This window comes from Streptomyces sp. NPDC050625, assembly GCF_040654755.1.
Lineage (GTDB): Bacteria > Actinomycetota > Actinomycetes > Streptomycetales > Streptomycetaceae > Streptomyces.
The window spans coordinates 71,458-86,384 of sequence record NZ_JBFAIQ010000019.1 but is presented as its reverse complement, the minus strand read 5'-3'; the positions used below and the strand labels follow the sequence as shown (position 1 = coordinate 86,384).

General features: G+C 70.7%; 15 protein-coding genes and 1 pseudogene. 6 read left to right on the top strand and 10 right to left on the bottom strand.

Annotation, left to right across the window (positions count from 1 at the left end):
* Positions 1 to 20 precede the first annotated feature (20 nt).
* The 8 genes from AB0I54_RS32380 to AB0I54_RS32345 form a co-directional block, all read right to left on the bottom strand.
* The gene (locus tag AB0I54_RS32380; RefSeq protein WP_363299774.1) at positions 21 to 545 is read right to left on the bottom strand and encodes a GNAT family N-acetyltransferase; all 525 of its coding nucleotides are present in this window, start codon (positions 543 to 545) and stop codon (positions 21 to 23) included.
* 16 nt (positions 546 to 561) lie between these two features.
* The gene (locus AB0I54_RS32375; RefSeq protein WP_363299773.1) at positions 562 to 1,212 is read right to left on the bottom strand and encodes a UdgX family uracil-DNA binding protein; all 651 of its coding nucleotides are present in this window, start codon (positions 1,210 to 1,212) and stop codon (positions 562 to 564) included.
* A gap of 35 nt (positions 1,213 to 1,247) precedes the next feature.
* Positions 1,248 to 2,411, bottom strand: a complete 1,164-nt coding sequence (mqnE, locus tag AB0I54_RS32370) for an aminofutalosine synthase MqnE (protein ID WP_363299772.1) — start codon at positions 2,409 to 2,411, stop codon at positions 1,248 to 1,250.
* A 38-nt stretch (positions 2,412 to 2,449) separates the two neighbouring features.
* On the bottom strand, positions 2,450 to 2,905 hold the full coding sequence (locus AB0I54_RS32365; protein ID WP_363299771.1) for an Lrp/AsnC family transcriptional regulator: 456 nt from the start codon (positions 2,903 to 2,905) through the stop codon (positions 2,450 to 2,452).
* Positions 2,906 to 2,973: 68 nt separating this feature from the next.
* The gene (locus AB0I54_RS32360) at positions 2,974 to 3,624 is read right to left on the bottom strand and encodes a UbiX family flavin prenyltransferase (RefSeq protein ID WP_363299770.1); all 651 of its coding nucleotides are present in this window, start codon (positions 3,622 to 3,624) and stop codon (positions 2,974 to 2,976) included.
* A 55-nt stretch (positions 3,625 to 3,679) separates the two neighbouring features.
* On the bottom strand, positions 3,680 to 4,252 hold the full coding sequence (locus AB0I54_RS32355) for a Uma2 family endonuclease (RefSeq protein ID WP_363299769.1): 573 nt from the start codon (positions 4,250 to 4,252) through the stop codon (positions 3,680 to 3,682).
* 47 nt (positions 4,253 to 4,299) lie between these two features.
* Positions 4,300 to 5,202: a menaquinone biosynthesis prenyltransferase MqnP gene (gene mqnP, locus AB0I54_RS32350; RefSeq protein WP_363299768.1), complete on the bottom strand. Its 903-nt coding sequence runs from the start codon at positions 5,200 to 5,202 to the stop codon at positions 4,300 to 4,302.
* The gene (locus AB0I54_RS32345) at positions 5,199 to 6,650 is read right to left on the bottom strand and encodes a menaquinone biosynthesis decarboxylase (protein WP_363299767.1); all 1,452 of its coding nucleotides are present in this window, start codon (positions 6,648 to 6,650) and stop codon (positions 5,199 to 5,201) included. Before AB0I54_RS32345 ends, mqnP begins: the two co-directional genes overlap by 4 nt.
* Positions 6,651 to 6,726: 76 nt before the next feature.
* On the opposite strand from AB0I54_RS32345, the pseudogene AB0I54_RS32340 reads away from it, so the two are divergent.
* Together AB0I54_RS32340 and AB0I54_RS32335 are read left to right on the top strand one after the other, a co-directional pair.
* Positions 6,727 to 6,981: pseudogene (locus AB0I54_RS32340) on the top strand (PLD nuclease N-terminal domain-containing protein); the annotation flags it as partial.
* A gap of 14 nt (positions 6,982 to 6,995) precedes the next feature.
* Positions 6,996 to 7,877: a LysR family transcriptional regulator gene (locus tag AB0I54_RS32335; RefSeq protein WP_363299870.1), complete on the top strand. Its 882-nt coding sequence runs from the start codon at positions 6,996 to 6,998 to the stop codon at positions 7,875 to 7,877.
* Here AB0I54_RS32335 and AB0I54_RS32330 read toward each other — a convergent pair.
* Positions 7,774 to 8,721 carry a DMT family transporter gene (locus AB0I54_RS32330; protein WP_363299766.1) on the bottom strand — a complete coding sequence of 316 codons (948 nt, stop codon included), beginning with the start codon at positions 8,719 to 8,721 and terminating at the stop codon, positions 7,774 to 7,776. The genes AB0I54_RS32335 and AB0I54_RS32330 overlap by 104 nt on opposite strands.
* A gap of 102 nt (positions 8,722 to 8,823) precedes the next feature.
* Positions 8,824 to 9,591: a CDP-alcohol phosphatidyltransferase family protein gene (locus AB0I54_RS32325; protein WP_363299765.1), complete on the bottom strand. Its 768-nt coding sequence runs from the start codon at positions 9,589 to 9,591 to the stop codon at positions 8,824 to 8,826.
* Positions 9,592 to 9,756: 165 nt separating this feature from the next.
* On the opposite strand from AB0I54_RS32325, the gene AB0I54_RS32320 reads away from it, so the two are divergent.
* The 4 genes from AB0I54_RS32320 to AB0I54_RS32305 all read left to right on the top strand — a co-directional run bounded on the left by AB0I54_RS32320 (position 9,757) and on the right by AB0I54_RS32305 (position 14,925).
* A complete protein-coding gene (locus AB0I54_RS32320; protein WP_363299764.1) occupies positions 9,757 to 10,206 on the top strand; it encodes a nucleoside deaminase in 450 nt (149 codons plus the stop codon).
* Positions 10,199 to 11,170: a 2-oxoglutarate and iron-dependent oxygenase domain-containing protein gene (locus AB0I54_RS32315; protein WP_363299763.1), complete on the top strand. Its 972-nt coding sequence runs from the start codon at positions 10,199 to 10,201 to the stop codon at positions 11,168 to 11,170. The genes AB0I54_RS32320 and AB0I54_RS32315 overlap by 8 nt, the downstream gene beginning before the upstream one ends.
* Positions 11,171 to 11,269: 99 nt before the next feature.
* Complete coding sequence (locus tag AB0I54_RS32310) at positions 11,270 to 13,378, top strand: hypothetical protein (RefSeq protein WP_363299762.1); 2,109 nt, start codon at positions 11,270 to 11,272, stop codon at positions 13,376 to 13,378.
* Positions 13,378 to 14,925 carry a hypothetical protein gene (locus AB0I54_RS32305; protein ID WP_363299761.1) on the top strand — a complete coding sequence of 516 codons (1,548 nt, stop codon included), beginning with the start codon at positions 13,378 to 13,380 and terminating at the stop codon, positions 14,923 to 14,925. The genes AB0I54_RS32310 and AB0I54_RS32305 overlap by 1 nt, the downstream gene beginning before the upstream one ends.
* The last annotated feature ends 2 nt before the right edge of the window (positions 14,926 to 14,927 follow it).

Sequence of the window (14,927 nt, the reverse complement as noted above, 5' to 3'; positions counted from 1 at the left end):
ACGGGGGTCGCGCGGACCCCTCACACGAGCGGCAGCAGCATGGTGATCTCGTCCCGGTCGTCCCCGGGGGCGACGCGGATCGCGTCCGGCACCCGGCCGACCTCCTTGTAGCCGCAGGAGCCGTAGAACCGCTCCAGGCCGTGACCGCCCCGGCAGCCGAGCCGTATGGCGTCGATGCCCTCGAAGCCGCGGGCCGCGTCGGCGGCGGCCGCCAGCAGGTCCCGGCCGTACCCCTTGCCCTGGTGCCGCGGGTGGACCATCACGGTGTAGAGCCACACCCAGTGCTTCATCAGCCGGTGTGTGTTGAAGGAGATGAACACGGTCGCGGCCACCTCGCCCGCCTCGTCGTGCCCGACGAGCAGCCGGACCCGCCCCTCGGTCATCGCCACGAGGTGCTTCACGAGCTCGGGCCGTATCTCCTCCCGCCCCACCGGCGCCACGAAGCCCACGGCTCCGCCCGCGTTGGACACCTCGGCCCACAGATCGAGAACCCCGTCGCGGAGGGCAGGAGTGACGGAGGGGTCGAGAGTAAACGTAAGGGGCATGCGCGCATGCTATCCATTACCCCAGGGCGCGCACAGCCACTTCCAGATCGGCCACCAGCCCCCGGTACGCCCCCTCCCGGTCCTCGGCCCGGAGCACCGCCGAAGGATGCACGGTCGGCACCAGCCGCTGCGGCCGCCCGTGGATCTCCCGCTCCAGCACTGTCCCGCGCGCCTCGGTGACCCGGAACGAGGAGCCGAGCAGCGCCTTGCCCGCGGTGGCGCCCAGCACCACGATCAGCTCGGGCTCGACCGCGGCCAGCTCGGCGGCGAGCCAGGGTCCGCAGGCGGTCATCTCCCGCAGGGTCGGTGCCTTGTGGATACGGCGCTTGCGGGGTTCGTCCCGGGTGAACTTGAAGTGCTTCACGGCGTTGGTGACATACGCCTCACCCGGGTCGAGACCGGCCTCCTCCAGCGCCCGGTGGAGCAGCTTCCCGGCGGGCCCGACAAAGGGCCTGCCCTGCCGGTCCTCCTGATCCCCGGGTTGCTCCCCGACCAGCATCACCCGCGCGTCCGCCGCGCCCTCGCCGAACACGGTCCGCGTGGCCTCCCGGTGCAGGGGACAGCCGCGGCAGCCGGCGGCCGCCCTGCGCAGAGCGGCGAGACCGCCCCGGGCAGGGACGAAGGGCTCCGCGGTATAGGCGTCCTCAGGGGCCTTCGTCACGGTCATGCCGGACGGGTACCCGTCCGGCCGCCGGCGTCACGTCACACGCGCATCGGCTGCGGGGACTCGCGCCGCGCCGGGTCCGGACCGTCGTACTCGCGGATGATCTCGTAGCGGGTGTTGCGCTCGACCGGGCGGAAGCCCGCGTCGCGGATGAGGTCCAGCAGGTCCTCGCGGGTCAGCTTGTTCGGGGTGCCGTAGTTGTCGGCGTCGTGGGTGATCTTGTACTCGACCACCGAGCCGTCCATGTCGTCCGCGCCGTGCTGGAGGGCGAGCTGGGCGGTCTGCACACCGTGCATCACCCAGAAGACCTTCACGTGCGGGACGTTGTCGAAGAGGAGCCGGGAGACGGCGAAGGTCTTCAGCGCCTCCGCACCGGTGGCCATCTGGGTCCTGGCCTGGAGCCGGTTGCGGATCTTCCCGTCCTTCATGTCCACGAAGTCGTGCTGGTAGCGCAGTGGGATGAAGACCTGGAAGCCGCCGGTCTCGTCCTGCAGCTCACGCAGCCGCAGCACGTGGTCGACGCGGTGGCGGGGCTCCTCGATGTGGCCGTACAGCATGGTGCACGGGGTCTTGAGGCCCTTCTCGTGCGCCAGGCGGTGGATCCGGGACCAGTCCTCCCAGTGGGTCCGGTGGTCCACGATGTGCTGCCGGACCTCCCAGTCGAAGATCTCCGCGCCACCGCCGGTGAGGGACTCCAGGCCCGCGTCGATGAGTTCGTCGAGGATCTCGGAGGCGCTGAGCCCCGAGATGGTCTCGAAGTGGTGGATCTCCGTCGCCGTGAACGCCTTCAGCGACACGTCCGGCAGCGCGGCCTTCAGCTCGCGCAGCGAACGCGGGTAGTAGCGCCACGGCAGGTTCGGGTGCAGGCCGTTGACGATGTGCAGCTCGGTGAGGTTCTCCGACTCCATCGCCTTGGCGAGCTTGACGGCCTCCTCGATGCGCATCGTGTACGCGTCCTTCTCGCCCGGCTTGCGCTGGAACGAGCAGTAGGCGCAGGAGGCCGTGCACACGTTGGTCATGTTGAGGTGGCGGTTGACGTTGAAGTGCACGACGTCGCCGTTCTTGCGCGTCCGCACCTCGTGCGCCAGGCCGCCCAGCCAGGCCAGGTCGTCCGACTCGTACAGCGCGATGCCGTCCTCGCGGGTCAGCCGCTCACCGGAGCGGACCTTCTCCTCCAGCTCGCGCTTGAGCCCGACATCCATGCCAACACCTTTCTACGACAGCCCGACCAACGGTATCCCTACACCTCTTCGGGCAGTTCCCCGACCCGGTTCTCCCACTTCGTGGACAACACGATGGTGGTACGGGTCCGGGAGACGCCCTTGGTCCCGCTCAGCCGCCGGATGGTCTTCTCCAGCCCGTCCACGTCCGTCGAGCGCACCTTGAGCATGAAGGAGTCGTCGCCGGCGATGAACCAGCAGTCCTCGATCTCCGGCAGGTCCTTCAGCCGGCGGGCCACGTCCTCGTGGTCGGCGGCGTCGGAGAGCGAGATGCCGATCAGGGCGGTGACGCCGAGGCCGAGGGAGGCGGCGTCCACCGTGGCGCGGTAGCCGGTGATGACGCCGGCCGCCTCCAACCGGTTGATGCGGTCGGTGACGCTGGGCCCCGACAGGCCGACGAGGCGTCCCAGCTCCGCGTAGGAAGCCCGGCCGTTCTCTCTCAGGGCCTGGATGAGCTGCCTGTCCACCGCGTCCATGCGATCGAAGCCTTCCGCTGAAGAGTTCCAGAAGTAATGAGAGTTGCTGCGACTTGCTCGGACGGCGATCACGCCGTGCGGGTTCCGCCGCCTAGTTCGCCCGCCCAGCGGCGGTAGAGGCCGTGTGCGACGCCCGCCGCGTCGAGGACCCGTCCGGCGACGAAGTCCACCAGGTCCTGGATGTGGGTCGCCCCCGCGTAGAAGGCCGGTGAGGCGGGCACCACGGTCGCGCCCGCGTCGTCCAGGGCGACCAGGTGCCGCAGGGTCTGGCCGTTCAGCGGGGTCTCCCGTACGGCCACGACCAGCTTGCGGCGCTCCTTGAGGCTGACGCTCGCCGCCCGCTGGAGCAGGTCCTTCGACAGGCCGAGCGCGACGCCCGCCACGCAGGCGGTGGAGGCGGGCACGATGAGCATCCCCTTGGTGGGGTACGACCCCGAGGACGGCCCGGCCGCGAGGTCGCCCGCGTTCCAGTACCGCACCCCCTCGACGTCCGCATCGAAGGTCCCGGGCTTTCCGTCCGCCCCACGGGCCAGCCATTCCCGCAGGTCGTCCTGCCAGTGGGCGTCCCGGAAGGAGATCCCCGTCTCATCGAGCAGGGTGAGCCGCGAGGCCCGGCTGACCACCAGGTCGACACTCTCACCGGCCACGAGCAGCGCACGCAGCACAGCGGCCGCGTACGGAGTCCCGGATGCTCCGGACACCCCCACGATCCAAGGCACGCGCTGCGTTTCTCCTGCGTTCACACCTTGAGCGTACCGGTGTGCCGCCCGGTCCTCAGGCCGGGTGGGTGGCCTTGGGATCGACGGGGAGACGTGAGGTGGGCACGGTCAGCTTGCCGAGGGGTGAGACCACGGTCAATTCGGGACCGTAAGGGATGGTGTCGCGGCCCAAATAGCCGTCGGGTCCGGGATTCCACATGGTCACGACGTGGCCCTTGAGCGGGTCGAGGACGAGGTAGTTGGCAATGCCCCGGGCGGCGTACCACCGTGGTTTCACCTCGTAGTCCCGTCGGATGCTTTCCGGGGACACCACTTCCGCGACGAACTCGATGAGATCCGGCGAGTAGGCGCTGCGGTTCTCGGCCTCCGCCTCGGCCGGGATGACCGCGATGTCCGGGCAGAATTCGTGGGCGTCGTCGAACGGAAACGCCACATCGCTCACCACGACCCATCCGGCCGGGAGCTGTTCCTCGACGATCGCCCAGAAACGCTGGATCGTCCTCCCGTGGAACGGCCTGACCGGGTTCATCACGATGCTGCCCTCGACAATCTCCGTCACATAGCCGGGGAACATGTCCTCCAGCTTGCTGAGCTGCGAGTGCAGGCGATCCATGCCCGAGACGGTCACGCTGGCCTCCCTGGGGGTCCTGCCCTCGATGGTAGGCCGCACCGTACTCAGACGGTCAGACCCCGAACCAGGAGATCCAGCAGCGCGCACACGAACAGGGCAATGCCGATGAAACCGTTGACGCTGAAGAACGCCCTGTTCAGGCGGGACAGGTCATGTGGGCGGACGATCGTGTGCTCGTAGACGAACGCGGCCGCGACGATCAGCAGGCCCAGCCAGAAGAACGCGCCGGCGCCGGTCAGTACGGCGTACCAGACGAACAGGGCCGTGGTGAGGGTGTGGCAGGCGCGTGCGCCCCAGATGGCCGCGGGGATGCCGAAGCGGGCCGGGACCGACATGACGCCGATCTCGCGGTCGGTCTCGACGTCCTGGCAGGCGTAGATCAGGTCGAAACCGCCGATCCAGACGCCGACGGCGAGGCCGAGGACCACCGCGTCCCAGGACCAGGTGCCCGAGATGGCGAGCCAGCCGCCGACCGGGCCCATCGCCTGGGCCAGGCCCAGGATCGCCTGCGGGAAGTTCGTGAACCGCTTGCCGTAGGGGTAGACCACCATCGGGATCACCGCGATGGGGGCCAGGGCCAGACAGAGCGGGTTGAGCAGGGCCGCCGAGCCCAGGAAGATCACCAGCGCGATCAGCGCGCCGGTCCAGGCGTGCATCACCGACATCGCGCCGGTCACCAGCTCACGGTGGGCGGTGCGCGGGTTACGGGCGTCGATCTCCCGGTCGATGATCCGGTTGACCGCCATGGCGAACGTACGCAGGCCCACCATGCAGATCGTGACCAGCAGCAGCCGGCCCCAGTGGATGTTCCGGTCCCACTCGAACATCGCGGTCAGCGCGGCGATGTAGGCGAAGGGAAGCGCGAAGACCGAGTGCTCGATCATCACCAGACGCAGGAACGCCTTGGTGCGTCCCGGCTGCGGGAGTGCCGCGGAGGCGCTGCTCACAGGCCGTACTCCTTCCAGCGACGGTCCACCAGGGCCGCCGTATCCGGGTCCGACAGGACCATCTCCGGCCATCCGCCGTCCCTCGTGTAGCCCTCCTCGGGCCACTTCCTCGTCGCGTCGATGCCCGCCTTGCCGCCCCAGAACTGCTGGTAGGAGGCGTGGTCGAGATGGTCGACGGGCCCCTCGACGACCGTGAGGTCACGGGCGTAGTCCGTGTTGCCGAGGGCCCGCCAGGCGACCTCGTGCAGATCGTGCACGTCGCAGTCGGCGTCCACGACGACGATCAGCTTGGTCAGGGACATCATGTGGGCCCCCCAGATCGCGTGCATCACCTTCTGCGCGTGCTTCGGGTACTTCTTGTCGATCGAGACGATCGCGCAGTTGTGGAAGCCCCCGGCCTCGGGCAGGTGGTAGTCCACGATGTCCGGGACGATGATCTTCAGGAGGGGGAGGAAGAAGCGCTCCGTGGCGCGGCCGAGGGGGCCGTCCTCCGTCGGGGGGCGGCCGACCACGATCGACTGGAGCAGCGGCCGCTTCCGCATCGTCACGCAGTCGATCTTCAGCGCGGGGAAGGGCTCCTGCGGTGTGTAGAAGCCGGTGTGGTCGCCGAAGGGGCCCTCCGGGAGCATCTCGCCCGGCTCCAGCCAGCCCTCCAGGACGACCTCGGCGTTCGCCGGGACCTGGAGCGGGACCGTCTTGCAGTCGACCATCTCGATGCGCCTGCCCGCGATGAAGCCGGCGAACAGGTACTCGTCGATGTCACCGGGCAGCGGGGCGGTCGAGGCGTACGTCACGGCCGGGGGGCAGCCGAAGGCGATCGCCACCGGCAGGCGCTCCCCGCGCCTGGCCGCGACCTGGTAGTGGTTGCGGCTGTCCTTGTGGATCTGCCAGTGCATGCCGATGGTGCGCCGGTCGTGGCGCTGCAGGCGGTAGAGCCCGAGGTTGCGGACCCCGCTCTGCGGGTCCTTGGTGTGCGTGAGCCCCAGGTTGAAGAAGGAGCCGCCGTCCTGCGGCCAGGTGAACAGCGCGGGGAGCATGCCGAGGTCGACGTCGTCGCCCTGGAGGACGACCTCCTGCACCGGAGCGTCCTTGACCTTCTTCGGCGGCACGTGCGTCATCGAGCCGAGCTTCCCGAACGCCTCGCGCACCCCCACGAAGCCGTGCGGCAGCTCGGGCCGCAGCAGCCCGCCGATCTTCTCGCTGATCTCGCCGTACGACTTCAGGCCGAGCGCCTTCAGCAGGCGCCGGTCGGTCCCGAAGACGTTCATCGCGAGGGGCATCGCGGAGCCCTTCACGTTCTCGAAGAGCAGCGCCGGGCCGCCGGACTTCTGCACCCGGTCGACGATCTCCCCGACCTCCAGATACGGGTCGACCTCGACCTTGACGCGCTTGAGGTCGCCCTCGCGTTCCAGCGCCCTGAGCAGGGACCGAAGATCGTCGTAAGCCATGTGACCCAGTATCGGCCACGGGCTAACCTGGGCCCGTCACCGGGGCCGTCTCACTCTGTCGAGGGATCTCACGCCAATGCTCAGGTATCTCCCCTTCCTGCTGGTCCTGGCGCTGTGGATCTACGCGTTCGTGGACTGCCTCAACACACCCGAGGAAGAGGTGCGCGGCCTGCCGAAGGTGGCGTGGGTCATCATCATCCTGCTCTTCGGCGAGGTGCTGGTCGGCCCGGTCGCCTGGCTGATCGCCGGCAAGGTGCGGACCCCGGCCCCCGCCCCCTGGGTCGCCCCCGACGACAACCCCGAGTTCCTGAAGTCCCTCAGGAAGGACGAGCCCGAGGCCGAGTGATGGAGCTGAGGCTGCTCGTCACCTTCGAGAAGGTCGCCACCGCCCTGAGCTTCACCCGGGCCGCGGCCGAGCTGAAGTACGCCCAGTCCAGCGTGACCGGCCAGATCCGCGCCCTGGAGTCGGACCTGGGCACGGAGTTGTTCGACCGGCTCGGCAGCCGTATCCGGCTCACGGAGGCGGGCGAGCGGCTGCTGCCCTACGCCCGGCGGATGATCGAGCTGGCCGAGGAGGCGCGGACGGCGGTGGCCGGCGCGGACGAACCGGCCGGAACCCTCGCCATCGGGACGATGGAGTCGCTGACCTCCTACCGGCTGCCGCCGCTCCTCGAACTGTTCCACCACCGCTACCCCCGGGTGCGGCTCTCGCTGCGCACCACCATCGGCGACGAGACCCGGCAGGCGCTGCGGCAGGGCACGTACGACCTGGGCTTTCTGATGGAGGAGCAGACCGAGCACGCCGGGCTGGAGGGCGTGGTGCTGGCCGAGGAGCCGCTGGTGCTGGTGGCCGCGCCCGGACACCCACTGGCCGGGAAGCCGGTCACGACGGCGGACCTGGTACGGCAGCCGCTGCTGGCGACCGAGCCCGGCTGCGCCTACCGGGACCTGTTCGAGCGGGAGCTGACCGCCCTCGCCCCGGTGGACTTCATGGAGTTCGGCACGATCGAGGCTACCAAGCGCGCGGCGGCGGCCGGCCTCGGGAGCGCGCTGCTGCCCGAGGTGACGGTCGCCGCCGAACTTTCGGAGGGTTCTCTCGTACGACTGGCGTGGGAGCCGTCGTTCACGCTTCGCACGCAGCTGGCGTGGCGGGCCGGGAAGCGGCTTCCGGCGCATGCGCGGCTGTTCGTGGAGCGGGCGCGGCAACTGGTCGCCGAGCAAGGGTGACCTTCAGGCTCGCCGTCACGATCAGCGGTACGCCCAGCGCCTGGACGAGGCCGATGTGGTGGCCGTACACCGCCCAGTCCATGACCATCGCGACGGCCGGGTAGACGAAGGCGAGGACGGCGATCTTCGAGGTGGCAAGCCGGGCGTAGGCGGCGTACATCAGGACGTACATCACCCCGGTGTGGATCAGCCCGAGTCCGGCCAGCCAGCCCCAGTCCCATCCCGTTCCGCTCATCGCGCCGAAGTCGGCGAAGGGGAGCAGCAGCGGGATGCCGACGAGGACCTGGACGAGGGCGATCAGGTGCGGGCGTACCCCGGTGATGCGCTTGGTGACCAGGGTGGACAGACCGTAGAGGAGGGCGGCGAGCAGGGCCTGTCCCACGCCGACGACATACGAACCGCCCCCCGTGAAGTCGCCGGGTGTGACACCGGAGACGAGGATCAGGCCGGCGAAGGCGAGGGCGATCCACCCCACCGTGGCGGCCGTGAGCCGCTCGCGGAACAGCAGGGCGCCGAGCAGGACCACGTAGAACGGTTGCGTGTGGTAGACGACCGTCGCCACGGAGATGGACGTGTTCTCGTACGACTGGAACAGCAGCACCCAGTTGAAGACGATGAACACACCGCCGAGGACGGCCAGTCCGAGGGTGCGCGGGGTGAAGCCGTGGTCGCGCAGCCAGCCGCGGGCGACGACGTATCCGCCGAGGGCCAGGGCGCCGAACAGGACGCGGAAGAACACGACGTCGAAGGGCGAGGCGCCCGACTCGACGACGAAGACGCCGAGGGTGCCGGAGAGCACCATCGCGATCGTGAGCTGGGCCGTGCCCTTGTTCTCTGGGGTCATGCCGTCGAAGCTACGAGCGGGCACGGGTGCCGGTCCACGCGCCGGTGGGGCGACCTGCCGATGGGCTCATCGGCGCCGCCGATGAGCCCGGGTCAGCCGGCGTCAGCGCAGGCGGGACGAGGACAGGATCGACAGCAGGTGCGCCGGGACCATCACCCAGGTGATCACGGCGAGCGCGCCCAGCGCCCAGCGGGTGGGCTCGATGCCGCCGGTGATCTCGCCGGCGATCGCGGCGACGAGCAGCACCAGGGACGCCTCGATGCCGTTGGTGACGCGGTGGATCTTGAAGGCGGCGGCCAGCCTGCGCACCGTCGCGACACCCTGCGAACGCGGCCGGGTCGCCTCGTCGTCGGCGACGGTCAGTCCGCGCCGGGCGCGTGCCACGTCCACCAGGTCGGTGGAGGCCTTCAGCAGGACGACACCGAGCGCGGTGGCGATGCCGACCGACACCCAGCCGCCGTAACCCGAGCGCGCCGCGTGGAAGCCGGCGCCCGCCATCAGCGCGGCGTCCGCGAGATAGGCGCCGAGGCGGTCGACGTAGATGCCCGTCGCGCTGTTCTGCCCCTTCCAGCGGGCGACTTCGCCGTCCACGCAGTCGAAGAGGAGGAACAGCTGCATCAGCACCGCGGCCAGGACGGCGCCCGTCAGACCGGGTATGAGCAGGGCCGCGCCGGAGGCGATCCCGCACACCACCATGGTCCAGGTGAGCTGGTCCGGGGTGACGGGAGTGCGCACCAACTGCCGGGTGAACCGCAGCGAGACCTTCCGCATGTACAGCCGGCCCGCCCAGTGCTCGCCGTTGCGGCTCGCCAGCTTGGCCTGCGGCTGTACGACCTCCCGCAGCTCCTCCAGAACCGGAGCGGCAACCATGACTTCCTCCCACCACCGGGGGCCGACTGCCGCTTCACGCGGCGATTGATCGGGCCAGGGTACAGAGTGGGTTTCCCGGCGCTTTACCGAGGCCACCCCTGAAGACCCCCGTACGTTGGGCATGTTGTCCCGGTGCCGGCGCCCGTGCCCGAGGAGAGTGAACGCATGGATCAGCAACAGGCCCGCGCCTGGCTCGCCACCGCCGTCGCCGAGGCCCGCGCCGGGCTCGCCGAGGGCGGCATCCCGATCGGCGCGGCCCTCTACGGCGCCGACGGCACCCTCCTCGGCCGCGGCCACAACCGCCGTGTGCAGGACGGCGACCCCTCGATGCACGCGGAGACGGCCGCCTTCCGCGCGGCGGGGCGGCAGCGGTCGTACCGGGGCACCACGATGGTGACCACCCTCTCGCCCTGCTGGTACTGCAGCGGCCTGGTCCGCCAGTTCGGCATCTCCCGGGTCGTGGTCGGTGAGGCGGCCACCTTCCACGGCGGCCGCGACTGGCTGGCCGAGCACGGCGTGGAGATCGTGCTCCTGGACGACCCCGAGTGCACAACACTCATGCATGAGTTCATCGAGGACAACCCGGCCCTGTGGAACGAGGACATCGGTGAGTGAGCCCCGGCCCCGCATCCCGACCATCGATCTGCGCCCCTGGCTCGACGGCGGCCCCGAGGCGCGCGGGGACATCGCCCGTACCGTCGACCGGGCCCTGCAGACCGCCGGATTCCTGCTCGTGACCGGACACGGGGTGGAGCCCGGTCTGCGCTCGGCCGTCCGGGAGGCCGCGCGCCGGTTCTTCACGCTGCCCGTCGAAGCCAAGCAGGCGTACGAGGCGAAGGTCGGCGGACGCGGGTGGCTCGGGCCGGGGGCGGAGGCCAACGCGTACGCGGAGGGGACCGAGACCCCGCCGGATCTGAAGGAGTCCCTGACCTTCGCGACGCACGAGCCGTTCGAGGACCCGGTGGTCAACGCCGAGTGGTACGCGCCCAATGTGTGGCCGGGCGAGGTTCCCGGACTCCGGCCGCTGTGCGAGCGGTACCTGGGGGAGATGGCCGCGCTGGAGAAGCGGCTCCTTTCGCTGCTCGGTCACGCCCTCGGGCTCGAACCGGACTTCTTCAGCCGGCACATGGACCATCCGACGTACGGCTTCAACATCAACTGGTACCCGGGGTCGGAGGTGATCGGCGAACCGCTGCCGGGGCAGTTCCGGATCGGTCCGCACACCGACTTCGGGACGGTCACCATCCTGGACCGGCAGGCGGGCAGGGGCGGGCTCCAAGTCCACACGGACGAGGGCGGATGGCAGGACGCGCCCTTCGACCCCGCCGCCTTCACCATCAACATCGGTGATCTCATGGCCCGTTGGACCGGGGACCGATGGCGGTCGGGCCGGCACCGCGTGCTCCCGCCGCCCTCGGACGCACCCTCCGAGGAGCTGATGTCCCTCGTCTACTTCGGCGAATGCACCCCGGGCACACTCGTCGAGTCCGTCCCGGCCCCGGTGGGCCGGGTGGCGTACCCGCCCGTCGACTCACATGTGTACCTGCGCGAGAAGCTGGACTCGATCACCGTCGATTGATGGGCCCGATCATGTCGGCAGTTTCGTAATCCAACGGACACCACGCGATCTGGTACGAAGCAACTCCCCCTTCCTACACTGGTGTTGAGGGGGGATGCGGTGCACAGACGTCTGCACGGACGGGGGGCCCTGTTCGACACGGATCCGGCCGGCCTGGCTCCGAGGCTCGTGGGTCTGCGCCCCTACCAGCACCGTGCACATCCGTTCGAGCACCCGGCGGAGCCGCCCTTCGTCATGCTCACCGGCGCGCGGGGCCTGGGCAAGAGCGCGGTGCTCGGCGAGCTGCGGGAGGCCTACAAGGGCCACACGCCGGTCGCGCTGGTCGACTGTGCGGACGCCCAGTTCGCGGGGCCGCCCGCGGACCGGCCCGCCGAGTCCTGGTCGCCGGTGGCGCAGGCGCTGCTGGTCATCGCCGAGCAGCTCGCGGAGCCGGTGACCGGAGCCGGCCGGATCACCTTTCCCCGGCTGATGTCGGGCCTGGTGGCGGTGGCGGCCGGCGGCTGGAGCGACGCCGACTCGGAGCGGATCCGGCGCGAGGTCGAGCGGATCCTGCTGCTGAACGAGAGCGGATCGTGGATCAGCGGCTTCGCCGGGCGCTGGGCCGGCAAGGTGGCGGCCAAGGTGGTCGCCGCGGCGACCGGCAGCGGGCCGTTCCTGTCGGGGGCGATCGAGGCCACGCTGGAATCCGTCGCGGAGGGCTTCGCGAGCCGCCGGCACCAGAAGGCGTCGGTCTGGTACCGGACGTATCCGAACGCGGGCGGGCACGCCCAGCGCGGGCTGATCCTGCTCTCCGGGCACTTCCGGGCGGGCGGCACCTCCCGGGAGCACGCCGAGCGCCATCTGGTGCGGGCCCTGCTCGCCGATCTGACGGAGGCGTACGCGGGCGTGCTGCCGCGCATGCAGCGGCTCGGGCGGCCGCTCGTCCTCATCGACAACGCGCAGGCCCCGCCCGGTCCGGGGCTCATGGAGGCGGTGCTGCGGGACCGCTCCGAGGGCATGACCGACCAGGTGGCGTTCATCGGCGCGCTGCGCGGCGACGGGCGGGAGAGCTTACGCAACGCCGTACGGCATGCGCTGCCCGAGGTGGCCCGGCGCAGCGACTGGACCCCGGACGCCGCCGTGCCGTCCTCGCGGGCGCTGCTGGTGTCGCTGCCGCCGCTCACCCCCGACGACACCCTGCACATCGTGGGCGCCGTCTGCGACGAGACACCCGTACCGCCCCAACTCCCGCACGCCACCCACCGGCTGACCGGCGGCAACCCGCTCGGCATCGTCCTGCTCGCCGAGTCGGCCGCGCAGAACCTGCCGCAGGCGGCATCGCTCGGCGAACTGCTCACCGCGGACGTCCGGCTGCACGAGGACCACGCCGGCTCCCCCACCTATCTCGAACTCCTCGACCGGCTGGTGCCCGACGACCGGCTGGACGAGCTGACCGTGCTGGCCGCGGCCCACGACCACGACTCGGCCTGCGCCCTGGCCGCGGCCCTGCTCCCGGACGACTTCGGCCCGGCGGACGTACGGGCCCTGCAGACCCGGCTCGCCCAGGAGGGACTGCCGGGCGCGCCGGGCCAGTTCGTCGGCGACCCCTTCGTACGGACCCTGCTGCTGCTCCGGCTGCATCTGCGCGAGCCCGACCACGCGCAGTGGCGCACCGCCCATGAAACCCTGATCGCACACTACGAGCAGGCCAGCGAGCCCACGGACGCCTTCCGGCTGCACCACGAACTCGCTCTGGGAACCACCGAGTCGGCGGTCGCCCAGCTGCGCGACACCTTCCACTCCCTCGACACCCGCACCTGGCTGCGCACGCTCCGCTTCGTCGCGTCGGCGCCGTACTTCCACGCGCACGACGCCGAAGGACGCGACTTCGGCGGCCGGGGCGAGGGGCGGATCGCCGTGGCCCTCGGCCGGACGGACGCCGCCCAGGACGTGCCGGAGGGCGTGGACGCCGTACTCCACCTGCGGATACGGCGGTTGCTGCACGCGGTGTGGCAGCTGGCCGATCCGCTGGTGCTGCCCGATCCGAGGGTGTGCGACCGGCTGCGGTTCGAGCTGGAGCAGTTGTCCAATCTGCGGCCCGCGGGCAACGCGCTACTGTGGCGGGCCTCGCGGGACTGGCCGGCGGCCGCGCTCGCCGGGCGGGCGCCGGCCGGCCCGGACGACGAGGACGACCCGGATGACCCGGATGACCGGAGCGGGAGGACGTGATGGCACGCAGGGGGCTGGGCACATGGCTGCGCGAAGGCGTCTGGGAGATCCCGCTCCGCCGCTATCTCGCGCTCCTGGTAGCGGCATGCCTGGTGACCGGCCTGGTCCTCGCCGTGCGCACCCTGACCCACGACGACCGCTCCTGCGCACCCGGAGTGGTACGCCCGAAGGACAGCGACGAGTGCGTGGGCGTGACGACGACGGCGTACGACTTCGGGCATCCCCAACTCCGGGACACGGTACGGGCGATCGAGCGGGAGAACGGCCGTCTGAAGCCCGGGAGTTATGTGACGGTGGCGATGATGCTGCCGTACACCGCGACCGCCGCGGCCAGCCTCAGCGACATACAGCACGAGTTGCAGGGCGCCTATCTGGCGCAGTACCGGGCGAACCACGACTCCAACGGTGAGGCCCCGGCGATCCGGCTGGTGCTCGCCAACCCGGGGGCCACCGGCGCCCATTGGCGGCAGATGGTCGACCGGCTGGCGCACATGACGACCACCTCGGACCGGCTGCGGGCGGTCGCCGGGGTGGGGCAGAGCACCGACAACAACAAGAAGGCCGTCAGGGAGCTGACCCGGCTGGGCATCCCGGTGGTCGGCTCCTCCATCACCGCCGACGACCTGGCCAACGGCCAGGGCGACAAGGACCCCTTTCCGGGGCTGGCCCGGGTCTCGCCGACCAACACCGACGAGGCCCGCGCGCTGGCCTCCTTCGCCAAGGTCGGCGCGGGCAAGGCGCTGCTGGTGTACGACAAGCCCGGTGACCCGTACACCCGGACGCTGCAGAAGTCGTTCGCCGCGCTGATCAAGGGGTCGCCCTACGAGCCGCAGCCGTTCACCCCGCCCGCCGACCGCACCCAGGAGGGCACGACCGCCAACACCTTCCGGCAGATCACCCATCTGGTGTGCGACACGTCCAAGGAGACCGACACCATCCTGTTCGCGGGCCGGCACACCCAGCTGCGGCAGTTCATCAACGCGCTGGGCGGACGCGGCTGCCAGGAGCGGAAGTTCACGGTGCTGACCGGGGACGAGGGCTCGTATCTGACCGGCGAGAAGGACCTGGACCGCGCCGCCCTCAGGCACAACCTCGCCGTCCGCTACACCGCCCTCGCGCACCCGGACGCCTGGGTGAGGGATCCCGCGAGGACGGGGGGCTCGGCGGCGGACGCGCAGGTGCTCCAGCAGCAGCTGGCGAGCGGCAAGCGGCGGCCGGTCGGGCCGATCGGCCCGGTCGCCCTGGAGGACGGGCAGCTGATCATCGCGTACGACGCCGTCCAGCTGGCCGTGCACGGCATCCGCGAGGCGGTCCCGGACGGCCGGAAGATCCCGGCGCTGGCCGATGTGGGACTGCAGTGGCCGCAGGTCAAGGGCTCGCTGCGGGTCGGCGGGGCGAGCGGCTGGATCTGTCTGGACGTGCACGGCAACCCGTACGACAAGGCCGTGCCGATCGTGGAACTCTCCCCGGAGGGCGGCTCGCGGTTCGTGCGGATCGCCTGGCCGGAGGGGAAGCCGCCGGCGAAGGAGTGTCTGCCGCCGTCCTAGGC